This is a genomic window from Herbidospora sp. RD11066, assembly GCF_054661255.1.
Genome location: NZ_BAAGDO010000011.1, coordinates 44,435 through 67,697, shown reverse-complemented (window position 1 = coordinate 67,697; position 23,263 = coordinate 44,435). Strand labels below are relative to the sequence as shown.

Annotated in this window: 17 protein-coding genes; 5 read left to right on the top strand and 12 right to left on the bottom strand. The window is 71.7% G+C overall.

Translation table 11 applies throughout. The annotated features are described in order from the left end of the window. Positions 1–8: 8 nt before the first annotated feature. Both ACYQ78_RS33010 and ACYQ78_RS33005 read right to left on the bottom strand, forming a co-directional pair. Complete coding sequence (locus ACYQ78_RS33010) at positions 9–6,107, bottom strand: RHS repeat-associated core domain-containing protein (RefSeq protein WP_459804874.1); 6,099 nt, start codon at positions 6,105–6,107, stop codon at positions 9–11. Further along, positions 6,104–8,764, bottom strand: coding sequence for a LamG domain-containing protein (locus tag ACYQ78_RS33005; RefSeq protein WP_459804873.1), 2,661 nt, complete (start codon positions 8,762–8,764; stop codon positions 6,104–6,106). Before ACYQ78_RS33005 ends, ACYQ78_RS33010 begins: the two co-directional genes overlap by 4 nt. Positions 8,765–8,936: 172 nt before the next feature. On the opposite strand from ACYQ78_RS33005, the gene ACYQ78_RS33000 reads away from it, so the two are divergent. After that, positions 8,937–11,981 (top strand): AfsR/SARP family transcriptional regulator, encoded by a 3,045-nt coding sequence (locus tag ACYQ78_RS33000; protein WP_459804872.1) that lies wholly within the window; start codon positions 8,937–8,939, stop codon positions 11,979–11,981. Positions 11,982–11,991: 10 nt separating this feature from the next. On the opposite strand, the gene ACYQ78_RS32995 is transcribed toward ACYQ78_RS33000, so the two are convergent. The 7 genes from ACYQ78_RS32995 to ACYQ78_RS32965 all read right to left on the bottom strand — a co-directional run bounded on the left by ACYQ78_RS32995 (position 11,992) and on the right by ACYQ78_RS32965 (position 14,613). Next, positions 11,992–12,183 carry a hypothetical protein gene (locus ACYQ78_RS32995; RefSeq protein WP_459804871.1) on the bottom strand — a complete coding sequence of 64 codons (192 nt, stop codon included), beginning with the start codon at positions 12,181–12,183 and terminating at the stop codon, positions 11,992–11,994. 56 nt (positions 12,184–12,239) lie between these two features. Next, entirely contained in the window at positions 12,240–12,398 is a 159-nt protein-coding gene (locus ACYQ78_RS32990) for a hypothetical protein (protein ID WP_459804870.1), read from the bottom strand. A 19-nt stretch (positions 12,399–12,417) separates the two neighbouring features. Further along, positions 12,418–12,564 (bottom strand): hypothetical protein, encoded by a 147-nt coding sequence (locus ACYQ78_RS32985; protein WP_459804869.1) that lies wholly within the window; start codon positions 12,562–12,564, stop codon positions 12,418–12,420. After that, on the bottom strand, positions 12,561–12,797 hold the full coding sequence (locus ACYQ78_RS32980; protein ID WP_459804868.1) for a hypothetical protein: 237 nt from the start codon (positions 12,795–12,797) through the stop codon (positions 12,561–12,563). The genes ACYQ78_RS32985 and ACYQ78_RS32980 overlap by 4 nt, the downstream gene beginning before the upstream one ends. Positions 12,798–12,866: 69 nt before the next feature. Continuing rightward, positions 12,867–12,989, bottom strand: coding sequence for a hypothetical protein (locus ACYQ78_RS32975; RefSeq protein WP_459804867.1), 123 nt, complete (start codon positions 12,987–12,989; stop codon positions 12,867–12,869). Between the two features lie 68 nt (positions 12,990–13,057). Further along, positions 13,058–13,681 (bottom strand): hypothetical protein, encoded by a 624-nt coding sequence (locus tag ACYQ78_RS32970; RefSeq protein ID WP_459804866.1) that lies wholly within the window; start codon positions 13,679–13,681, stop codon positions 13,058–13,060. A gap of 77 nt (positions 13,682–13,758) precedes the next feature. Continuing rightward, a complete protein-coding gene (locus ACYQ78_RS32965) occupies positions 13,759–14,613 on the bottom strand; it encodes a DUF6119 family protein (protein ID WP_459804865.1) in 855 nt (284 codons plus the stop codon). 109 nt (positions 14,614–14,722) lie between these two features. On the opposite strand from ACYQ78_RS32965, the gene ACYQ78_RS32960 reads away from it, so the two are divergent. Genes ACYQ78_RS32960 through ACYQ78_RS32945 form a run of 4 tightly spaced genes read left to right on the top strand, consistent with a single transcriptional unit; the run spans position 14,723 to position 19,285 of the window. Next, positions 14,723–15,472, top strand: a complete 750-nt coding sequence (locus tag ACYQ78_RS32960; RefSeq protein ID WP_459804864.1) for a hypothetical protein — start codon at positions 14,723–14,725, stop codon at positions 15,470–15,472. Further along, positions 15,469–16,542, top strand: a complete 1,074-nt coding sequence (locus tag ACYQ78_RS32955) for a hypothetical protein (RefSeq protein WP_459804863.1) — start codon at positions 15,469–15,471, stop codon at positions 16,540–16,542. Before ACYQ78_RS32960 ends, ACYQ78_RS32955 begins: the two co-directional genes overlap by 4 nt. Continuing rightward, positions 16,539–17,996: a hypothetical protein gene (locus ACYQ78_RS32950; RefSeq protein ID WP_459804862.1), complete on the top strand. Its 1,458-nt coding sequence runs from the start codon at positions 16,539–16,541 to the stop codon at positions 17,994–17,996. Before ACYQ78_RS32955 ends, ACYQ78_RS32950 begins: the two co-directional genes overlap by 4 nt. Beyond that, on the top strand, positions 17,993–19,285 hold the full coding sequence (locus ACYQ78_RS32945) for an AAA domain-containing protein (RefSeq protein ID WP_459804861.1): 1,293 nt from the start codon (positions 17,993–17,995) through the stop codon (positions 19,283–19,285). The genes ACYQ78_RS32950 and ACYQ78_RS32945 overlap by 4 nt, the downstream gene beginning before the upstream one ends. Here ACYQ78_RS32945 and ACYQ78_RS32940 read toward each other — a convergent pair. Genes ACYQ78_RS32940 through ACYQ78_RS32930 form a run of 3 tightly spaced genes read right to left on the bottom strand, consistent with a single transcriptional unit; the run spans position 19,273 to position 23,258 of the window. Beyond that, entirely contained in the window at positions 19,273–20,133 is an 861-nt protein-coding gene (locus ACYQ78_RS32940; RefSeq protein WP_459804860.1) for an FAD binding domain-containing protein, read from the bottom strand. The two genes, ACYQ78_RS32945 and ACYQ78_RS32940, sit on opposite strands and share 13 nt — an antisense overlap. After that, positions 20,130–22,649, bottom strand: coding sequence for a molybdopterin-dependent oxidoreductase (locus ACYQ78_RS32935; RefSeq protein ID WP_459804859.1), 2,520 nt, complete (start codon positions 22,647–22,649; stop codon positions 20,130–20,132). Before ACYQ78_RS32935 ends, ACYQ78_RS32940 begins: the two co-directional genes overlap by 4 nt. Before the next feature lie 27 nt (positions 22,650–22,676). Continuing rightward, positions 22,677–23,258, bottom strand: coding sequence for a TetR/AcrR family transcriptional regulator (locus ACYQ78_RS32930; protein ID WP_459804858.1), 582 nt, complete (start codon positions 23,256–23,258; stop codon positions 22,677–22,679). Between the last annotated feature and the right edge of the window lie 5 nt (positions 23,259–23,263).

Genomic DNA, 23,263 nt, shown 5'->3' with positions numbered 1-23,263 from the left:
CGTAGGGGCTACATCAGGAAGTTCCGCGGGATGCGGAAGTGCGTGCGGATGATCTGGACGACCTTGGCGACCGTGCGCTGCACGTAGTCCTCCCGTTCGCGGCCCCAGCCGTTCTTGAAGGCCTCGTTGGCGCCGTTCTCCCAGGTCATGACGTTGTCGGCGCGGTCCCACGACCTGAGCTTCTCCTGGGCCGCCTCGTAGGACTTCCTGGCTTGGGCCAGTTCGAGCTGGGCCCGGCGGTAGTCGGTGGCGGCCTCGGTGAGCCGTAGCTGCGCGCCGTCGGTGTCCCAGCCCCGGCTCTTGACCATGTTGTAGGCCTTCTCCTGGCCCTGGTAGGCGGCCCTGGCCACCATGGCGTCGGGCACGGCGTTCCGGACGTCGCCCGCCGCCTTCTTGATCGCCTGTCTGGCCCCGCGCTGGACCAGTTTCCCGACGCCCGGCACCATGCCGGCCGCGCCCACGGCGCAGTCGACCTTCTTCCCCTCCTTGCACGACTTGATGGTGTCGAGCGCCCCCGTCGCCATCGAGACCACGGTGAGCGCGGCGGCCACCGGCTGGAGGCCGGGGATCAGGCCGACGCCCATGGCCGCCATGCCGGTGACCGCGGAGATCTTGCCGGAGTTCTCCCACAGCCACTTGCCGGTCGACTTCACCGCCGAGACGTACGGCCGGACCGCCACGGCCGCCGTGGCCTTGGCCACGTTGACCACGGTCGACAGGAACTGCGGCTTCTTGATCTTGAACCAGAGGCCGTCGGGGTCGGTGAAGGTGAGCGGGTTGCCGTTGGAGTAGCTGTAGCCGTGCATCTGCTGCGGGTCGAGCGGGTCGATCACCGGGTCGACGCTGATGAAGGCGCCGAGCAGCGGGTCGTAGTCGCGGGCCCCGATGTTGGTGAGGCCGGTCGGATCGTTGGTGCCGCCGACGAAGCCCTTGTCGCCCGCCCAGAAGGCCGGGTTGGCCCCGCGCTGGGCGCCGAACGGGAGGCTGCGCTTGCGGGCCGCGCTCAGGTCGGACGCCTTGACCATGGCCTCGGCGGTGTTGTGGTGGTCGCGCGCCATCCAGCACAGGCCCGTGGTGCCGGGCGCGGTGCGGACGGCCACGGTCTCCTCGCCGTGGTCGTAGTAGCGGGTGGCGGTGACGGTGGTGCCGACGGCGCGGACCTCCTGCCCGTGGGGCAGGTAGGCGGTGATCGCGCCCGCCTCCTTGCGGATCAGCCGGGAGCCCTCGGTGTCGTAGAGATACGACGTGGGGGCGGCGGTGCCCTGGGTGGTGGTGGCGAGGTTGCCCTCCGCGTCCCAGGTCAGGTTGGTGACGGCGCCGTTGACGGTCCGGCCGGTCATGTTGCCGGTGGCGTCGTAGGCGTAGGTGTCGGAGCCGCCGGTCGACTTGTCGACCCGCGTCGTGGTGTGCGGCTTGCTGCCCGCGGCGCCGCCCTGGGCGGGCTGGACGAAGTCGCGGACGGTGGTGGTCGTGCCGCGCCAGGTCTCGACGTCGCGGCTGCCGGTGCTCGTGTACGTGTAGCTGTGCCAGTAGGGGGCTGGCCCGCCCAGCGCGGTGACCGAGCGGGTGGCCGCGCAGTCGCCCGACGTGGGGGTCCAGGCCTCGGTCATCCGGCGCAGGTAGTCGGTGGTGAAGCACTGGTGGTCGGCGGCCTGGCCGCCGTTGGGCAGGTCGCTGACCTTGGTGACGTTGCCCATCGGGTCGTACTGGTAGTTGAGGTTGATCGTCTGGTTCTTCAGCTCGGGCGTGACCGAGCTGGTGACCAGGCGGCCGGTGGGCTCGTCGAAGGTGTCGGTCTGCCAGACGCGCTCGTCGTCCTGGCCCATAATGCGCTGGATGACGCCGCCGAGCTGGTTGTAGACGGTGTCGTTGACGTAGGTCTGCGTGCCCGACAGCAGGTAGCTCGGCTTGCCGACCGCGTTGTAGCCGAACTCCAGCGTCTCCTCCGGCAGGTTGCCGGCGGCCGGGAGCGTCAGGGTGGCGGGCTGGCCGTCCTGCTTGTAGCTGGTCTTGTACTCGTACGTCTTCGCCAGGGCGCCGGTCTCGGCGGGGAGCGTGACCGTCATGCCGGTCGCGTAGCCGCCGGTGTCGTAGCCGGTGATCAGGGTGGAGTACTTGGCGGTGCCGTTGTAGCGGATCGACCCGGCCGACTTGCCGACGCCGTTCGGGGCGGTGTCGTAGAGCCACTCGGCCCGCAGCGGGCCGGTCGCGGAGCCGTCGCGCAGGCTGGTCTTGCGGCCGAGCGCGTCGTATCCGTAGGCGAGGACGACGCCGCGCGCGTCCTTCACCGTCAGGACCTGGTCACCCAGGTCGAAGGTCTGGTCGCTGGCGCCCTTGTCGGGGTCCTCGATCCTGACCTTGTTGCCGCGCGCGTCGTAGTGGTTGCGCCAGACGTTGCCCGCCTGGTCGGTGATGGTGGCCAGGTCGCCCCGGTCGTTGTAGGCGTAGCGGGTGCGGTCGTAGGTGGTGGCCGTCGGCGAGTGGAACTGCCGCAGCTCGACGGTCCGGCCCCGCGCGTCGGCGACCGTCTCGGTCTTCACACCGCCCTGCGGCGGGGTGACGATCGTGCTCTTCCCCGTGTACGTCGTCGTCGTGGCCCACTTGGCCACGCCGTTGGCCTTGAACTCCGTCTTGATGACGCGCCCGGCGCCGTCGTAGGTGTTCTCGGTGACCGAGGGGATGGCCTTGGTCGGCACCGCGATGGTGTCGGTGGGGCCGGTGCCGTCGTGGTAGTAGGGCTCGGAGGTCCAGGTGACCAGGCCGCGCGAGTCGCGCATGGTCTCGGCGATCACCCGGCCGCCGCCGACCGCCTGGGTCTGGGCCTGGCGCTGGCGGAGCATGGCGTCGTACAGGACGGTCGAGACCTGGTAGCGGCCGGTGCCGTTGGGCAGCAGCCTCTTCGTGGTGGTGACCGACGGGGCGTTGTTGCGGACCTTGTACTCGTAGATCAGGTTCGCGTGGTCTGTCCTGGCCCGGCCGGGCAGCCAGACCTTGGCCAGGCGGCCCGCGGCGTCGTACTCCAGCTCGGTCACCCGGCCGCCCATGTCGGTGACGGTGCGCGGGATCTGCCAGGCGGTGTCCAGCACGTTCGTGGTGACCTGGCCGAGGGGGTTGGTCATCCGCGTCTCGGTGACCGGCCCGGCCTTGGCCGGGATGTACTCGTTCCTGCTGGTGCGGCCGAGGGCGTCGGTGGCGTTGAGGATGCGGCCGTTGGCGTCGTAGGAGGTGGTGACCGAGGTGAGCCATTCGGCGGTGGTGCCGTTCCAGCCCTTGAGCTCCTCCTCCTTGACGACCAGGCCGCGGGTCGGCGCGGTGCCGAGCGGTTTGGTGACGTCGTCGTAGTAGTTGCGCTGCATGTTGACGACGTCGGCCGGGATCGCGGGGGTGGTGGCGCAGGCGACGCCGTACTGCTCGGTCTGGAGGACCTTGTCCCTGATCCACAGGCCGCTGTTGACGGCGTAGGAGGTCTTCGTGCACAGGTCGTCGTCGGCGGTGGTCTCGTCGCCGAGGTCGCTGACCTCGGTCGGCAGGTTGTCGGCGTTGACCTTCGTCAGGGTCTTGGTCCAGCGGGTGGTGCCGTCGCTGATCCGGGTGCGGGTGAGCGCCACCGGGATCTGGGTCGTGTACGCCTTGATCGAGCCCGACGCCCCGGTCTGGGTGAACGCGGGCTCCATGAGCTTGCCGCTGACCCAGGTGCCGCCGAGGCCCTCGAAGGCGGTCTCCTCGCGGAGCTGGCCGCTGAGGGCGTCGTGGTCCTCGATCTTCTTGGAGTGGGCGTCTCCGGTGCCGTCGAGGCTGTCCTTCACCCAGACGTCGCGGACCTTGTCGTCGGGCTGCTTGTCACCGTCCATGCCGCGGAAGTAGCGGTATTCGGTCGACGACTGCGGCCCGCTCTCCAGGCCGGTGCGGACGCGGACGTGGCCGTAGCCGCGGAACTGGCCCCAGGTGCGCTTCTTCTCCTCGACGAGCTCGCTGTCGTCGTAGCGCCAGGCGGGGGTGTCGAGGTAGTCGTAGTTGGTCTGCTCGTGGGTGAAGCCGCCGCCGTTGTCGTAGACGTCGAGGCGGTCGACGACGTACTTGTGGAACCAGTCGAGGGTGGCGTCGGTGCCGTCCTGGGTGGACCACTGCGGGAAGCAGCGCTTGGTGTTCGAGTGGGGCTGCGGCAGGGCGGCGCGGGTGCAGTCGCCCGGCAGGTAGGTGACGCCGATCTGGGCGCCGGTCTCGGTCGTGATCGACACGACGCGGAAGCGGTTGAGCGCGGTGCGGTTGTCGTTCCCGCCGTCGACCCGGTTGGGGAACGGGTCGGCGCCCGGCGAGAAGGTGACCGCCGGGTCGGTGATGGTGGGGCCGCCCTTGATGCCGCTGCCGGCGTGGGTGATCGAGTCGAGCCACATGGGCACGCCCTCGCTCTGGCTCACGCCCGCGTTCAGCCACGAGTGCTTCAACGTCCAGGTGTCGATGGTCCGGAACCCTGAGCCGTCCCGGACCTGGGCGCGCACGGCGGCGAGCCGCTTCTGGGTCCAGTAGGTGGGGGCGAGCTGCTCGGTGCACTTGTCCCGGCAGTACTGGTCCCACGGCACGTCCGGCCACGACGCCGCGACGGCCTTGCCGTCGGAGTCGAAGCAGGTCGCGCCCGGCAGGCAGCGGTCGGCCACCTCGAAGGCGATCCGCGAGGAGGCGCTCGACTGGTCGGTACGGGTGCCGTAGTCGATCGTGGTCAGGTAGCCGCCGCGGTCGTAGGTCTGGCGCTTGTCGGGCTCGCCCTCCCGGCCGTAGGCGCCGGTCTCCTTGCCGTAGTTCAGCGTCATCGTGTTGCCGTGGGGGTCGACGACGTAGTCGAGGTTCCAGCGCCACGCCTGCGTCTCGCGCGAGTCGGCGTAGGTGGAGTCGTAGCCGGGCTCGCCGGGGTGGTTGCCGTACACCTGGGTGGTCCAGGCCGAGTCGGTGCGGCGCCCGAAGAAGTACTGGGTACCGTCGATCGTGGTGACCTTCCAGTGCTCACCGTCGTTGTCGCCGTTGGACGCGTCCTTCAGCAGCTCGATCCGGGAGCCGTCGTCGGTGACGCCCTTCCACTTGCCACCGCCGACGTCGACCAGTTCGGTCGAGCCGCCGTTGAGGCTCATGGTGGCGTTGGACTTCCACCAGCACTGGTCGCCGGTCTTCTTGTCCTTGTTGTTGGGGTCCTTGCCGCCGATGGCGTCGTCGTCCTCGATGCAGCCCTTGTACGTCCGCTCGACGTACCCCGACCACATGTCCCAGCCGTCGCCGACCCAGGAGCCCTGCGAGTTGGTGCCGGAGGTGCGTCCGTCGACCGACTGCGAGGAGTAGGAGAAGGCCAGGCTCGGCGCCGGGCCGCCCACGGCGGGTGGCGACTTGATGGGGTACTGCCAGGCGAAGGCGCCGGTCTGCTGCGAGACCTGCCAGGTGGAGGCCGCCGTCAGCGAGGTCGCCTTGTAGTCGCCGTTCGGGCCCGACGGGGCGGGCGCCGCCGCCAGCAGCGCGGGGGCGCCGGCCGCCGGGAGGGCCACGTCGGCCGTCAGGCTCTGGGCGGCGTAGTCGTTCTTCGAGACCACCGGCGTGGCGGCGTCGAGGCCGCAGCCCTTGGCGCCGGGGGTGGTCAGGGCGCAGGCCGGGAGCCGGACGAGCCGCAGGCGGCTGGCCCAGTCGCCACCGTAGGCCCCGGCGAACGCGGAGTAGTCGAGGTTGACGCCGACGGTGCCCGCCGTCCTCAGGCCGTCTCCCCTGGTCACCGACATCATGACGCCGCTGATCCCGGCCTTCTCCGCGGTGGCGCGGCCGTACGTGCGGACCCCGACCTTCGCCGCCGAGGCCGACTCGACGGTCACCGCCTGACCGGCGGCCGCCTTCGCGCCGGGGGTGATCTGGGCGGCGGTGTCCGGCGGCCACACGATGGTCGACGGGCCCTTCACCCGGGGCGGTTCGCCGACGGCGACCCTGGTGCGCTTGGTGTCGTCGACGGTCGGGACCGACTCCACGTCGACGGGGACGGGAGGCTCCCAGTCGGCGACGGCGTTGGCCGTGCCCCCGCTGACCACGCCTGATGCGGTCAGGACGAGGGCGATGAGTAACGCGGCGGGTTTTCTCATCCCTTGGCTCCGTCCGTGACGATCTCACTCTGGGTCAGGGCCTTCTGGTACGCCCCCACACGGTCGACCGCGCCGGTCCAGTACTGCGTGAGGACACCGGCGGCCTTGGCCCGGCCGACCGACCAGCCCTGGGTCGCCGACCACGTCGAGGTGAACGGCACCTGGTCGGCCTCCTCCCAGTTCAGGCCGTTGACGTAGACGCGCAGGCGGGTGCCGTCGTAGACCCCGGCCAGGTGGGTCCAGCCGGTGCCGATCCCCTCGCGGGAGCAGGCCGTGGTCTCGGCGCCGTCGTCGGCGGCGTACATGGAGAAGCACCAGCCCTCGGCGCGGTAGCCGAGCCGGAATCCGGAGCCGGTGGCGCCGTGCGAGGAGACGGCGGTCATCGGGCCGCTGACGGTGGTGGAGTTCAGCTTCACCAGGGCGGTGACGGTGAAGGGCATCTTGGTGTCGACGACCGGCTGCGTGGTGGCCCAGGCCGAGGCGCCGTCGAGGGCCAGCGCGTAGCCGCCGGTCTTCCCCGCGATGCGGGCGGCCGGACCGGCCTTGCTGTCGAGCGTGGTACCGGCCGGGTCGGAGGCGGCGACGGTGCCGGTGGCCTCGTTGAAGCCCCAGCCGACGGCCTTGGCCGGAACCGGGCGGACCAGGAACTCGTACGTGAACGGGCTTCCGGCGACGTTCCCGGCCGCGTCGGCGGCGCGGGCGGTGAGCAGGTTGACGCCGTCGCGGTCGGGGGTCAGCGGCCCGGTCCAGACGTCGCCGGTGGTGTTCACCCATCCCTTGTTGACGCCGTTGAGGGTCAGCTCGAAGCGGTTCGCGCCGGAGGCGCCGATGGCGAACGTGCCCGCCTGACCGGCGGCGCCGTTCCAGGTGCCGACGCTCGCGGGCGGGTATTCGGCCGAGGTCACGCTCACGTTCGTGGGCGGGGTGGTGTCGACGGTGAAGTCGAACCAGCCGCCCCAGCCGCCGCAGACGTAGGCGTCACAGCCGCGCACCCGCCAGGAGTAGGCGCCCTCGGGCAGTGTGGGCGTCACCTTCCACGGGGCGGCCTGGCCGGAGGTGCGGTTGGAGACGGCCGAGCCGGACGCTGCCTTGCGGGTGGTGCGGGCGCGGTCGTACACCTCGAACTCGACCCTGGCGAGGGTGCCGCCGTTGGGGTCGGCGGCGACCGCCCGCAGGGTGGGCGTGCCGGACCGGACCCAGGCGCACGAGATGCCGCAGTCGGTGGTGATCGTCAGCGCGGTCGGCACCGTCGGGGTGTGGTTGTACGTGATGATCAGCGCCACCGAGCCGGGGATGAAGTTGCTCCACCCCATGTCGTCGCCCTCGTTGGCGGAGGAGAGCAGGAAGGTGGTCTGCGCGGCGCGGGCGTTGGCCTGGGCCTGCATCCTGCCCTCCAGCACCTTGGCGCTGCCATCGTCGTAGACCTTCCGCTGGTCGCCCGAGGGACAGCTCGACTCGTTGGCGTCGAACTTCTCGGTGCCGATGGTCGCCACGTTGCCGCTGGCGGTGCTGTTCCAGGTCGCGGTGTTCAGTGCCGCGATGTTGTTGCGGAAGATCAGGTTGGTGTTGGCGCCCGCGCAGTTGGCGACGTGGTCGGCGGTCACCGCGAACTCGGCGGCCTGGATCGTCGAACCCGCGAGCTGGGTGGTGTCGAACCGCATGTAGGAGCGCCACTTGCACGACGTGCCCCACTGGCGGCCGACGCGCAGCTCGGTCCGGTAGCTGGTGTAGAAGCTGGTGCCGGGCGAGCAGCTGTTGGTGTGGGTCCAGTTGCCGCCCTGGTTGGGCTTGCTGAACGCCGGGTCGATGTAGATCGGGAAGGTCGCGTCGGTCGCGGTCAGCAGTTCCTGGTCGGGCGTGATCACCAGCTCGTGGGCGGCGACCTCGACGTCCATCTCGGCGGTCCGGCCGGGCGCGCCGTCGGCGCCGTCGTCACCGGCGCCGTCGGCGTCCCACATGAGGGCCGAGCCCGAGGCGAAGAGGGTGTTCCCGGCGGCGTCCACGACCTCCAGGGCCGATTCGGTCTCGCGGATCGACGCCCCTCCGGTCGTCTCCAGCGGGAACGCGATCCGGTCGAGCTCGTCGTTCTCGGCCGCTTCGGGGGTGTTCACCACGAGGTACTGCGAGAAGCCGTCGGGTTCGGCGCGCAGCTGGAGGTCGACGCCGGGCAGCACGTTGACGTAGGTCGCCGTGTCGCCGTTCAGGGTGGGAGCCGGCAGGGTCCAGGGCGACTTGATCTTCACGCTGGCGGCGCCCTCGGTGAGGGTCACCATCGGGTCGGTGCCGCCGGTGGAGAAGCGCACGTTCGCCGAGGTCGCGACCGGGGTCACCCCGCCGGCCAGGCGAAGGTCCGTGTCGACGTCGGTCCAGACGCCGTTCTTGACGACCTGCGTGGGGAACAGCGAGGTGACGGACTCCAGCGAGCCGTCGGGCTGGGCGAAGACCTGGCTGGTCTCGGTGCGCTCCGAGAGCACCTCGACGGGGTTGCCGCATTGGGCGGCCATTCCGGCGGCGCCGAACTGGTCGTCAACGGACGCCACACATTGCGGTCCACCCGGAATCGGGACCGGGATCGCGGCCGCCGGGGCGGGCTGCGCCACGACGGTCGTGAGGGAGAGCAGGACGGCTAACGAGGCCGCCCGGGAACGGGACACCACGATGTCTCCTCAGTGAAGGCTGGGGCTGAGGCACACCATGAGGCAGCAGCGTATTTTTGCCGTATAACGCGGTATACGGCCGTCTTGCCCCGATCCGTAATTGGATAAGGCACATAGCACGATCGCCCGATAGGGTGCTGTCACTCCCGAAGATCACCCCCCGAAGGTGGCGATGAGGCTTCGCGTTCTCGGTCCGCTCGAAATCACGGTCGACGGCGCGCCCGTGCCGCTGCGCTCGGAGAAACAGCGGCTCCTGCTGGCCCTGCTGATCGGCAACGCCAACGCGCCCACGGCGGGCTCGCGCCTCATCGGCGCGCTCTGGGAGGATCCGCCCGCGTCCGCGCACGAAAATCTTCGCCTGTACGTCTACCACCTGCGCAAAGCCCTGGGAGACCGGGACCGGGTGGTCCGCCACCCGTCCGGCTACGCCCTGTCGGTCGGGGCGGGCGAGCTCGACGCGGCCGACTTCGAGGCCCTCACGGCCGAGGGCGCCCGCGCGATGAACGGCGGCGAACCGGCGGCCGGGCGCCGCCTGCTGGCCAAGGCCCTGGAACTGTGGCGCGGCCCGGCCTACGGCAACCTCGCCGACCACCCCGCCATCTGGCCCGCCGCGACCCGCCTCGAAGAGGCCCGGTTACGCGCGGCCGAGCTGCGGATCACCGCCGACCTGACGCTCGGCCGCCACGAGGACCTCATCGGCGAACTGACCGGACTGGTGGCCGAACACCCCACCCGCGAGCGGCTGCGCGCCCACCTGATGCTCGCCCTCCACCGGGCCGGACGCCGGGCCGAGGCCCTGGAGACCTTCCGCGAGGGACGGCGCGTCCTCATCGGCGAGCTCGGCCTGGAGCCCGGCGCCGAACTGCGCGCCCTGCACGAGGAGATCCTGCGCGGCGACTCCCGGGTGCCCGCGCCCCGCCCGGCCGAGCCGAAGACCGGCCCCAACCTCTTCCCCACCCCGGCGCAGCTCCCCCACGACGTCGCCGACTTCGTCGGCCGGACCGGCGAGCTCACCGAACTCGACCGGCTCCTCGACCTGCGCCAGCGCCAGGGGGTTCCGGCGTTCCTCGGACTCACCGGCATGGGCGGCGTCGGCAAGACCGGCCTCGCGGTCCACTGGGCCCATCGCGTGGCCGGGCGCTTCGCCGACGGCCAGCTCTACGTCGACCTGCGCGGCTACGCCGAGGACGCCGAACCGCTGGCGCCCCGCCAGGTGGTCGACCGGTTCCTGCGGGCGCTCGGCGTGCCGGGCAGCCGGATCCCCGACGACGTCGACGAGCGGGCCGGGCTGCTGCGCAGCGTGCTGTCGCGGCGGCGGGTGCTGCTCGTGCTCGACAACGCCCGCGACGCCGGGCAGGTCAGGCCGCTGCTGCCCGGCAGTCCCGGCTGCGCGGTCATGGTGACCAGCCGGGACGGCCTCGACGGTCTCGTCGCCCAGGAGCGGGCCGACATCCTGCGCGTCGACACCCTCGGCGACCGCGAGGGCGTGGCCGTGCTGGCCGGGCTCGCCGGTGGCGCGGTCGACCCGGCCGACCCCGAGCTGGCCCGGCTGAGCGAGCTGTGCGGCGGGCTGCCGCTGGCGCTGCGCATCGCGGGCGCGCGGCTGGCCGGGCGCAGCCGCCTGACCGCGGGGACCCTGGCCGGGCACCTGACCGACGAGCGGAACCGGCTCAGCGAGCTCAGCCACGGCGGGGTGCGGGTGCGGGCCAACTTCGGGCTCAGCTACCGCGACCTCGACCCGGCGGCGGCGACCCTGTTCCGGCGGCTCAGCCTGCTCGGCGTGCCCGACTTCGGCGAATGGGCCGGCGGGCCGCTGCTCGGCATCGGCCGCGAGCCCCTCGGTGAGCTGTTCGAGCAGCTCGTCGCGGCGCAGCTCCTCGAAGTGGTGGCGCAGGAGCACGCGGGCGGCGTTCGCTACCGCTTCCACGACCTGGTCCGGCTGTTCGCCCGCGAACGCGCGCTGGAGGAGGACGACGACACCGCCCGCGCCGAGGCGATGACCCGCTCGCTCGGCACCTGGCTGACCCTGGCGCAGGAGGCGCACCGCCGCGAATACGGCGGCGACTTCGCGGTGCTGCGCGGGTCGACGCCGCGCCGCATCCCCGATCCGGCGCTGGCCGACGCGCTGATGGGCGAGCCGATCGAGTGGCTGGCCGCCGAGCGGGCCGGGCTCGTGTCGGCCGTCTCGCAGGCCGCCGAGATGGGGCACGCGTCGCTGGCCTGGGAGCTCGCGATGACGTGCGTGACACTGTTCGAGGCCCGCAGCCTGTTCGACGACTGGCGCTCCACCCACGAGATCGCGCTCGCCGCCGCCCGCGCGGCGGGCGACCGGCTCGGAGAGGCCGCAATGGTGTACGGCCTGGGCAGCCTGGCCCTCTTCCGCCAGGAGTACGCCTCGGCCGCCGAACAGCTCGAAGACGCCTCGGCCCGCTTCGAGGCGATCGAGTCGGACCACGGCGTGGGACTGGCGCTGCGCAACCTCGCCCTGCTCGACCGCATCACCGGCACGCCCGAACGCGCCCACCACCGCTACAAGGAGGCCGCCGACCTGCTCAGAGAGGCCGGCGACCGGGCCGCCCAGGCCCACGCGGGCATCGGGCTCGCCCAGATCAAACTCGAGGAGGGCGCGTTCGCCGAAGCGGAGGCGCTGCTGCGCGACGCGCTGCAGACCTTCCGCGACATCGGCAACCGGCGCGGCCAGGCACAGGCGCTGTTCCGGCTCGGCGACGCCCACGTGCGGCAGGAGCAACCGGCCCCCGCCCGGGACGCCTTCGCCGCCGCGCTGCCCCTCGTGCGCGCGCTCGGCGACCTCGTCGGCGAGGCCTACCTGCTGCGCGGCCTCGGCCAGGCCCAGCTCGCCGCCGGGGAACGCGCCGACGCCGAGACGTCGATGAAGGCCGCCGTCGCCGCCGGGCAGCGCGTCGGCGACCAGTTCGCCGAGGCCAGCGCCTCACTCGGGCTCGGCCGCCTGTACGAGTCCGGCGATGACCTCGGCGCCGCGGTGTCCCATCTCGAGCGAGCGGTGACGTTGTTCGCCGAGATGGACAACACCACCTGGCGGGCCCGCGCCATGGACGCCCTCGCCGTCACCCTCCGCAGGTTGGGTGACGACGAGGCCGCGCGGGCCCTGTGGGAGAGGGCCTGCTCCCTGCTCGACGGCCTCGACTCCCCCGAGGCCACGAGACAGGCGGCGGAACTCAGATCCCGCCTCGAGTAGCCTTCCCGGTCTATCCGAGTGGCTTGTTACCCCAGTGCATGTTCTCGCCCGGCCGCTCCTTGATCTGGTCGAGTGGCACGCACCACCCGTGATCGCATTCGGTCGGCTGCGGCGGATCCGCCGCGGCCGGTGTGCTGAGGGCCCCCAGCGCGCCGGCGGTCAGCGCGACGATGGCCAGAACCGCTCTCGTGCTCTTCGTCATTCGGTCGGTCCCCCTGAACCAGACTCACACGCCGCCGTATACGCGGCGTATAACCGTCACTCCCTGCACTCCCCGTTGCCCCAGTGCATGTTCTCCGGGCACGTGTTGAAGAAGACCTCGTTCCACGGCACGGCCGAGGCCGGCGCACTGAGCGCCAGCAGCGCACTGATGGTCAGCGTGAAGGCGATCAGTGCGGCTTTGCGGCTCTTGTTCATCGGCTTCCCTGTGCGGTTCTCATTCGGGCGGATGGTTGCCCCAGTGCATGTTCTCGCCGGGCGCGGCGATCGCGGGCGCGTCCGGCGGCGCGGACGTCGACGCGGCGAACGCCCCCAGCGCTCCCAGCGTCAGCGCCGTCACGGCCAGCGCCTTACGGGCGTTCACTCGTTGCCCCAGTGCATGTTGTGCCTGCCCTCGGGACACTCGGGGTTGCCCCAGTGCATGTTGTCCCCGCACGCGACGGGCGGTCTGAAGTACTTGGTCGGATCGTCGATGCGAACATCGAGGACGATCGTCCCGTCGGACGGTTCGACGGCCGCCGCGGGCGCGCTCAGTGCCCCCAGGACACCGACCGTCAGCGCGAAGGCGGTCAGGCCTGCTCTTGCTCTTTCCTTCATGGTTGGTCCCCCGTCAGAGGTGAGAGGCCAGAGTGACACGCCCGCGTATAGCGGGCGTATATCCACTCGTCAGTCCATCGCGATGTGGCCGGCCAGAACCCCGACGTCCCCCGAAGCGGTCCCCCAACCGCCGACCCCCGCCACGAGAGCCAGCGCGATCCCCGCGACGATCACCTTCACACGATTCCGCATGTCACCCTCCGGGTCGCTGTCGTGCGTCCCAGAGTCCCAGACGGCGGTATAGAACGCGTATATCCGAATCAGGTGGGCCCGATCCAAGCGGTCGTCTGCACCTTGGTCGGGCCAATCCAGGCCGCGGTCTGGACGTTGGTCGGCCCGACCCAGCCAGCCGTCTGCACCTTCGTCGGGCCAATCCACCCAGCCGTCTGCACCTTCGTCGGACCGACCCAGGCCGCGCTCTGCACGCTGGTCGGACCGACCCAGCCAGCGGTGTGCGCCTTCGTGGGGCCAATCCAGCCGGCGGTCTGCACCTTCGTCGGCCCGATCCAACCGGCCGTCTGCACCTTCGTCGGCCCGATCCAACCGGCCGTCTGCACCTTCGTCGGCCCGATCCAACCGGCCGTCTGCACCTTCGTCGGCCCGATCCAACCGGCCGTCTGCACCTTCGTCGGCCCGATCCAACCGGCCGTCTGCACCTTCGTCGGCCCGATCCAACCGGCCGTCTGCACCTTGGTGGGGCCGGTCCAGGCCGACTTCGTGAAGGCGGTCGGGCCGACCCAGGCGATCAGCTTGGCGCTGCCCGGGCCGACCCAGGCCTGGAGCGTTCCGGCGGACCAGTGCATGTCGGCCGTTGCCGCGGTGGCGCCCAGTCCCCCGATGACCAGGGCGGTGGCGGCGATGAGGTTCTTGGTGTGGTTCCGCATGTCTACTCCCCGTTGCTGTTTCCTCCGGTGTGACCTCAGAATTGCACCCGGGCGTATACTCTGCGTATATCGGCTGATTACTGGCGGTGTACCGAAATTTCTACACCCATCCCCAGGGCGCCGAACTCCCTGGCCGCCTCGGCCAGCGACAGCCGCACCAGCGGGAAGAGCCGTTCCGGTGGCACCGGGGTGGCCGCGAGCAGGGCGAACACCACCGATGACGGGCGGAAGCGGGTGCCGACCGCGCGGCGGCCGAGGCTCGCCGATTCGACCTCGCCGGCGAAGCGGGCCCGTGCCTGCCGTGAGGTCGCCAGGGAGCGGGCCGACTCCAGCGCCCGGCTCACGGTGAAGCCCAGGTCGGCGACCGTGGTGACGTGGACCAGGTCGCCGGTCTCGGTGAGCAGGTCGCCGAACTCGCCGCCGACGTGGAGCAGGCCGGGGTCGAGGTTACCGGCGTTGCCCGCGTAGGAGGCGGGCGAGTCGCCGGGGTGCCACGCGGGCAGGTCGGGCCGGGTCACGAAGAGAGGGCGGATCTCGTCGAGGGCGGCGGCCAGCGCGGCGGGGTCGAGGGCGCACCAGTCGCCGTCGACGAGGGACCAGCGGTCGTCGAGCACCGCGTGGAGCCACGCCAGCACGCGTGCTCCCCCGAGGTCCTTCGAGCCCGCGTACATGCGGATGACGCCGGCCCGGAGCGCGGCCACCCGCTCTCCCTCGGGCTGGAGGAGGGCGCGCTCCAGCAGGTAGGCGAGGTCGACGGTGTCACGCCAGCCGGACACGCTGCCGACCTTGACGCGGAAGCGGTCGGCCCGGGGCAGGGCGGCGCGGCAGGCGGGCGGCACCACGATCTGCCAGGTCACGCGCTCCTCGCCCAGCGCCGCGTCGAGGCGGGCGTCGAACTCGGGCCGGGGTAAGGGGGGCTTGCAGCGGCTCATGGGTTCTCTCTTTTCTCGCGGGTCACAGCCGTGACCATAATGCTGGAATTTACTGGAAGCAACTGGAATAGCTTGGCTTTCCGTGGGGGCGCTGTTAAGGTGCGGAAACGTGGATCTGGACGGGCTGGAAGCACAGATGGGAAAGCTGAGAACGGCCATCCGGCAAGCCACGGCGGCCGGGCGGCACGCCGAGGCGCGGGCCCTGCGGGCTCGATTGCGGGAGGCCGAACGTCAGTGGGACACGGGGGTCGAGCAACCCTCGGCCCAGCCCGCGCTGGTGCCGGTGCGTGAACAGGTCCACCGGGCGCTGACCCTGCTCGGCGCCCCGACCGCCGCGAAGATGATCGTCGCGGTCGACGAGTCGTTCTTCGACGGCCAGATGGCCAACACCCAGCTCACCAGCCTCCGGCGGGACGAGGAGAAGTCCTACCGCTCGGCGCCCGGCGCGCGGCCCTACTACCTGTGCGCGGCGCTGACCTCCGAACTTCTGTCACCGGCACGCGGTTTACTGGCGCTCAGCACGTGGGAGCTGCCCCAGCGGATCATCGGGCCGCTCAGCCCCCGCACCGACTTCCTGACCTCGGCCATCCGGCTCGCCGAACACCTGACGCGGCTGGAGACCGCCTCTCCGGGGGCGTTCCGGCTGCTGGGGCGGCTGGCGCAGAACATCCCGGGGGGCGCCGACGGCTTCGGGCCCGGCGATCCGGCCAGGGTGATCGCCGCGGCGGAGGCGGAGCTGGCCGTACACCAGGAGAGGGATCAGATGGACAGGCGGGAGGCGGCCGCGCGGGCGGCAGATCGGCTGGGGCCGGTCGAGCAGCTCTTCGGTTCGGGTGTCAAGGCGGTGAGGTCCGCGTGACCCGTCTCGACGCGATCCGGGGCACGACCCCGGGGGCCGACCACAACGCGCGCAGCATCGCGGCGCTGGCCGCGAACCCGGCGTGCGACCGGCGGGCGATCCTCGACGCCGCGGCGATCGACAAGCCGCTGCTGATGAAGCGGCTGCGGTTCGACGACCGGTGGGGCCAGTCGCCGTTCGCGATCCAGCGCAACCAGCAGTTCACCGATCTGGTGAAGGCCAACGGCGCGGCCCACCTGCTGCGGCTGCTGCGCGGGCTGCTCGACCTGCCGATCGAGGAGGCCGGTTATGTCAACCTCGAAGACGCCGGCGGCCAGGAGGGCCAGGCGGTGCGGCACAAGCGCACCCGCCAGGTGATCGAGCAGACCGCCAAGGGCATGGGCCGGGCCACGATCCTCGACCGGCCGCTGCTGAAGCTCGACGTCGCCGGTCACCCGGTCTACCTGGAGCCCGATGTCATCGCGTTCCAGCTGGGCGGCAGGTTCCACATCGTGGCGATCAAGTCGTTCGCGATCCTCGACGACCAGGCCGACACCCCGAAGGTGTCGGCGGCGGCGCGCGAGGCGGCGGTCTACATCCACGCCCTGCGCGAACTGGTCGGCAGCCGCGACCTGGTCTCCCACGACGTGATCCTGGTCTGCCCGAAAGACTTCACCAACGAGCCGACGGCGACCACGGTCGACGTGCGCCACCAGCTCGTCACGCTGGCCCGCCAGCTCTCCCGGCTCACCAGGATCGACGCGATCCTCGACCGGCTGCCCGAGATGCTGAGTCTCGACCTCGACCAGTCGCAGAAGGAGATCGAGGCGGCGGTGACCTCGATCCCGGCGCGCTACGCGCCGCAGTGCCTCAGCGCGTGCGAGCTGTCGCACCTGTGCCGCAAGGAGGCCCATCTCAACGGGCACCTCGACGCTTTGGGCCGGATCGTCCGCGACGACCTGGGCGGGATCGAGTCGATCACCACCGCGCTGCGGGTCGCGACGCCGGGTGAGCCGGTGGCCGACGACCAGGCCGAGATCGCCGAGCGGCTCCGCCACGTCGCGCGCATCTACGACGAGGCGGTCGCGTGAGCCTGCTCCACTCCTACGTGAAGGTGAAGGCGCGGGAGCGGGGCCGGGCGCTGCCGCGCGCCACCGTGCGGCACATCCATCTGGCCGAGGCGCCGATGGTGTTCGTGCCGCTCCGGCTGGCCGGTGAGGCCGCCGCGCCGCTCGCGGCGATGGTCGGCACCGATCCGCGGAACCCGAGGCTGCTCGTCGTGCCGCAGCCGCGCAACCGCGACCTGCGGTTCCAGTTCCTCGCTGACCTGGGGGCGGTGTTGTTGCCGTACATCGACCGGATCTCCCGGCAGGTCGAGACGGTGGAGGCGAAGACGCCGTTCGAGCGGTGCCTCGACGCGCCGCAGATCGTGGTGCCGACCGTGGGAGGGGTCGAGTTCACCGCCAAACTCGGGCGTTCGTCGCGGTTCCGGCGCACGACCGGCCCCTACGCGGTCGATCCGGCGGTGCCGATGCTGGGCCGGTGGCTGACGTTCCTGGCCGAGCAGAGCGAGTTCGCCGGATCGTCCCTGATGGTGGCGATGACCGACCTGCTGACCGCCCACTGGGTGACCGGCCAGAGCGCGCCCGAAGACGGCGACCTGGCCGCGCTGCTCGGCTGGATCGACCCGCCCGCCGGCCTGAGCGGTCCCGAGGCGGCGGCGCTGGCCGACGACCCGCTGACCCCGCCCGCCGGGCCCGACACCCACCCCGAGTTCGACCGGCAGGAGCTCCAGAAGGCGATCGAGCACTACGACGTCACCGGCTCGACCGGCCAGGTCGAGAAGGCGCTGCACGGCCAGCTCCGCCCGACGTGGGAGCGCATGTGGCAGGCGATCGGCCTGCTCGCGGCGCTGAAAGAGTCGCCCGGCGCGACCGCCCGCTGGGAGCGCGACCGCGTCCACGTCGCCCTGCACCGCGCCTGGATCGACGGCGGCGGCCTGCCCCAGGGCAAGCGCGACAGCGCGGTCGCGGCGGCCAAGCGGCTGGCCCGGCTGGAGGCCGCGCAGCAGTCGTTCGAGGCCACCCGCGCCTTCGACGACCCACTCGTCATGGCCGAATACCGCGCCGACGGGGTCGCCTTCGCGGGCGAGGTCGTGGCCGTCGACCTGACCCGCCGCATCGTGCCGCCGGGCGGGAAACGCGAGGTCCCGCGTCCCCTGGTGACGATCGAAACGGCCGATCCCGTACGACTTTCCAAGGGCAAGAAGGTCAGATCGCCCTCCCGTCCCCGCCAGTCGGCGACCATCGCGGAGATTTCCGATCGGTCGGTCGTGATCCAGATCGACGACGGCATGGGCCGGGGCGGCCAGCCCGCCGAGGGCAGCGTGCCCGGGGTCGGGACCGTGATCTGCTACACCGAGCTCGACCCGGGCGAGTCGCGCCGCGCCCCGCTGCCGCCGCGCGAGGAGACCCCGTGGACGCACGGCGGCCCACCGCCCGAATACGTCCCGACCGACGACGACGCGATGGAGGCCTGGTCGTGAACCCCGCCGAGGCCGCCAGGGCCGCGACCGACACGATCCTGGCCGACTACACGAGCGCCTCCTCGCCCGGCCTGGTGGTCGACTCGCCGCCCGGCGCGGGGAAGACCACGCTGGTCGTCGAGACGACCGCCGCCATCGCGGCCAAGGGCGAGCGGCTGATGATCGTGGCCCAGACCAACGAACAGGTCGACGACCTGGTCGACCGGCTGGCCCGCCGCGCCCCCGACCTGGCCATCGGCCGCCTGCACGCCGAGGGCTTCGACCCGCCCGAGCGGGTGCGCCGCCACGACGGCGTCACCACCGGCAGCAAGATCACCCAGGTGGACGCCTGCCAGGTCGTCACCGCCACCGCCGACAAGTGGGCCTACGTGTCCGACCGGAGCTGGCGCTGGGCGATCGTCGACGAGGCCTACCAGATGCGCTCCGACAAGCTCCTCGGCGTGGCCCGCCTGTTCGCCGACGGCCACGCCCTGTTCGTCGGCGATCCGGGGCAGCTCGACCCGTTCAGCGTGGTCGACAGCGAACGCTGGACCGGCCTCAAGTGGGACCCGCTCCAGAGCGCCGTCGCGGTGACCCAGCGGCTCAACGGGCTGCGCACCCATCGGCTCCCGGTGTCGTGGCGGCTGCCGGCCAGCGCGGCGCCGATGGTCGCCGAGGCGTTCTACCCGGCGGGCGGCTTCACCGCCGGAACCGAGGAGGGCACCCGCGAGCTGAAACTGACCGTGCCGGGCATGCGGTCGGTCTGGGACCGTACGGTCGACATCGCCGCCGCCACCGGCTGGGCGCTGCACGAACTGCCCAACCGCCACACCGTCCGCACCGACCCCGAGGCCGCGCACGCCTGCGCCGAGCTCGCCCGCCGGTTGGTCCAGCGCGGCGCGGTCGCCCACGACGAGCACGGCTCCCACCCGGTGACCCCCGAGCGCATCGCGATCGGCTGCGCCCACAACGACCAGGTCGCGGCCGTCCGGCTGGCCGGGCCGCCCGAGGGCGTCACGGTCGACACGGCCAACCGGCTCCAGGGTCGCGAGTACGACGTGACGATCGTGCTGCACCCGCTGTCGGGGCGGCGCGACGCGACGGCGTTCCACCTGGAGTCGGGGCGGCTGTGCGTTTTGACGTCACGGCACCGGCACGCGTGCATCGTGGTGGCGCGGGCCGGGATCGCCGACCTGCTCGACCACCATCCGATGAGCCCGCGGGTGCAGCTCAACGTGCCGATCAAGTTTCCCGACGGCTGGGCCGCCAACCACGCGGTGCTGGCGCACCTGGAGAACTACAAGGCCTGAGTCAGGACGTCCCTGATCAGGGTGTTCGTCAGGGGGATCTTGTAGGCGGTCTCCGGGAAGGCCGCCGACCAGGCGACCTGGCCGCCGAAGGACGGCGGACCCCCGACGAGCGCCGCTTCGATGTCGGGGAGCCGCAGCGGGACGGCCGCCACTCCCCCGACGGCCACCCCGGCCCGGACGACGACGCCGTCTTCCACGGTCAGGTGGGCGACCGCCTCCACGAGCGGCCATTCGGCCGAGGCGCGGCTGATGGCCCGCTTGTAGCCCGCCTTCTCGTTCTCGACCGGCGGCGGGAGGGTGATCGCGGTGAGGAGTTCGCCGTCGTCGAGCAGGTGGTCGCGGGCGCCGTCGCCGTAGAGGTCGGCCACCTTTCGCGGGGCGCCGTCGCGGATCTCGGCGACCGCGTCGTAGATCAGCATCGCGAGGGCCACCGACGACGGATGAGGCGCCACGCAGGGCCCGAGGTCGAGCACGACGGCGCGTTCGCCCGGGTTGTCGCGGGCGGGGCAGCCGGTGCCGCCGGTCTTCAGGCACTCGTAGTGCTCGTTGCGGTAGTAGCGGCAGCGGGTCTTCTGGAGCAGCACCCCGCCGAGGGTGGCGGCCCGCCTGATCTGCGGGGTCGCCAGAGCGCCTGCGGTCAGGGCCAGCGCGGGGTAGGCCTTCGTGAGCGCGGGATCGGTGGCGAGGGTGTCGACGGTGACCATCGCGCCGATGCGGAACCCACCATCCGGAGTGCGGTCGATCGACCGGAGGCCCTGGTCGTACAGATCGATGAGAGGGCCTTTCGAGCGGCCGGAGGCCCTGCGTTCCATCAGGTCGGTGCCACCGGCCCTGTATTCCGAGGTCATCGGGGCATCCCTTCGAGCAGCCGGTCGGGGCGGATGGGCAGGTCGAGCGGGCGGTAGCCGGTCGCGTTGAAGACCGCGTTGGCCACCGAGGCGGCGACCGAGATGGTGCAGACCTCGCCGAGGCCGATGCCGCCGCCGGGGACGTGGTCCCACCCGTCTTCGTGGAAGTGGATGGTCATCTCGGGGGTGTCCTTGATGCCGGGAAGGCGGTAGTCCTCCAGGTTCGCCGAGAGGACCACGCCGGTGCGCGGGTCGGTGATCCGCTCCTCGTAGAGGGCGTAGCCGATGCCCTGCACGATGCCGCCCTCACACTGGTTGCGAGCGGTCTGCCGCGCGTAGACGGTGCCGACGGCGATGCCGCCCCAGACCCTGAGCACCCGCGTCTGCCCGAGCAGCGTGTCGACTTCCACTTCGGTGATGTGTACGGCTCCCGCCAGGCCCCGCCCGATGCGCAGATGGTCCATCGACACCGGGATCGCGGAACCGCCCTTGTCCTTGGGCCGCTCGCCCACGACGGTGACGCCTTCGGCCTCGCTGACCGGCTTGCCGTCGAGGTGGGCGGCGAGCTTCGTCGCGGCGTCCCTGGCCGCCGGGCCGACCGAGGCGGTCGACCGGCTGCCACCCGCGACGGGACCGTGCGGCGCCCCCGAGTGGCCGAGGTCGACGACGATCTCGGCGTCGTCGAAGACCTCCCTGATCGCGTTGCGGATGACGGTCCTGACTCCGGTGCCGATGTCCTGGGTGGCGGTCCTGGCGACGATCCGGCCGTCGCGGACGGTGATCTCGACCTTGGTGTCGAGGTCGGCGGTGTAGATCCAGTTGGCGGCCGCCGCCCCGACCCCGCGCCGGAAGCGCCCGGTCGGACGGTCGAGCGGCCGGTCGCGCCACAGCGGCAGTTCGGCGGCGATCTCGTAGAGGGCGCGGCGGCGCCGGTTGCCGTCCCAGGTGCGGCGCAGTTTCAGCGGGTCGGCGCCGAGCCGGTGGGCGATCTCGTCGACGCCCTGCTCGACCGCCCACGCGAACGGCGGCCCGCCGGGACCCCGGAAGGGACTGGCCGGGGGCGCGTTGCCGATGACGTCGCGGTCGCGGAAGTGGCGGGGGCCCCGGCCGTACATCATCAGGCCCAGCGTGGCGACCATCGAACCGGTCGAGACGCCGCCGTGCCCCGCGACGTCGAGGGAGATCGCGGCGAGCCCACCGGTCGGCGTGCCGAGCATGCGCAGCTCGGAGCGGGTGCCGGGCCGGTAGCCGGTGTCGGTCAGCTCCTCGGCGCGCGACAGCTCGACCTTCACCGGATGGCCCGTCTTCCTGGACAGCTCGACGGCGGCCACGGCGTCGGCGCCGAGCGAGAGCTTCGACCCGAACCCGCCGCCGACGTGCCGGGCGATGACCTCGACCTTCGGCGGGCTCCAGCGCTTGGCCACGGCGGCCTTGATGTGCCCGAGCCCCTGGGTGGACGTGTAGAGCGTCAGCCCGTCGGCCCGCCAGTCGGCGACGGAGGCGTGCGGTTCGAGCGCCGTGTGCGACTGACCCGCGGTGGTGAACGTGGCGGCGAAGTAGCCGGGGGCGTTCCGTTCTTCGGCGGCGTCGAGCCGTTTCCGCGCGGTACGCCCACGCCAGGCCGAGGCGTAGCCCGACCTCACGTTGCCCTTCCACCGGCCCGGGAACCCGGCGCCCTCGGCGCTGGAGGGGGCGTTCTTCCGTTCGTCGGGGGTCGCGAAGATGACCGGCGCGTCGTCACGGCGGGCCTCGTCGGAGTCGACGACGGAGGGCAGCGGCTCGTAGGAGATCTCGATGCCGTGGGCGATTTTCCGCGCTTGGGCGAGGGTCGCGGCGGCCACGGCCGCGATCGGCTGGCCGGTGTAGATGACGGTGTCGCCGTCGAGGAGACGTACCGCGTCTTCGGGCAGTTCGAAGGTGACCCGGGCATGCGGCCGGGCCGAGCGCACGATCACCCCGTGAAGCATGTGCGGCAGCGCGACGTCGACCGTGTATTCGGCCGCGCCGGTGACCTTGGCGGGCGCCTCGACCCGCGCGGCGACCGGCTCGCGGTCGTCGAACGCCCCGGCACACGCCTTCTGGACGGCGGTGAGAATGTTCTCGTACGCCCCGCACCTGCACAGATGCCCGGTCAGCGCGTCGGCCACCTCGTCGCGCGAGGGCACCCCGTCGTGGTCCTTCCGCCAGCGGTCGTGGAAGGCGGCCGCCTCGGTCACGAAGCCGGGCGTGCAGAAGCCGCACTGGAGCGCGTCGAGTTCGACGAACGCCCGCTGCACGGGATGGTCGCCGCCGATCCCCTCGACGGTGGTGACGGAGGTCCCGTCGAGATGGGCGGCCGGGAGCAGGCACGACACCTTCGGCTCGCCGTCGACGAGGATCGTGCAGGCCCCGCAGACCCCGGCACCGCAGGACACCTTGGTCCCCGTAGCAGCGAACACGGTCCGGATGACCTCGGCGGCGGTGTCGTCGGGGGCGGGGTCGTGCTCGTGCGGACTGCCGTTGAACGTCAGGCGCATCTTCATCTCCTTAGACGGAGTGAATGTTCACTCCGCTACGCTACCCCTGTCAAGCAGCGCCCAGCACGCGGCCTGCGCCACCGCCAGATCGTCGTCGCCCACCCGCAGCCCCGCCCGGCGGGACTTCACCAGCCCGACCATCGCGCCGTAGACGAGGGCGAGCAGCATGTGGGGGTCACCGGCCCTGACCTCCCCGGCCTTCTGCCCACTTCTGATGAAATCCACCGCCAGTTCGTCGACCGAGGTGGAGGTCGACCGGCTGTCGACGTCGAGATAGCTTTCGTGCTGCTGCAGTTCGAGGAACGCGAACGCCTCGGGATGGTCGGCCGCGAACCCGACGAAGGTCCGGAACATCGCCGCGAAAATACTCTCCGACGAGGCGTCGGCGACGTGCTCGGCCGCCAGCCGCTCGACCAGCCGCTGTTTCCAGAGCCGGTAGACGGCGTTCCCCAGCGCCTCCTTGCTGGGAAAATACCGATAGAGAGTGCCGACCGAAACCCCCGCCCGCTCGGCCACCAGAGCCACCGGGGTGTCGCCATAGGTACGCTCGTTGAACACGGCGAGGGCTGCTTCGAGCAGCGCCGCACGCGTACCTCCCGCTCGCGTCATTCCGG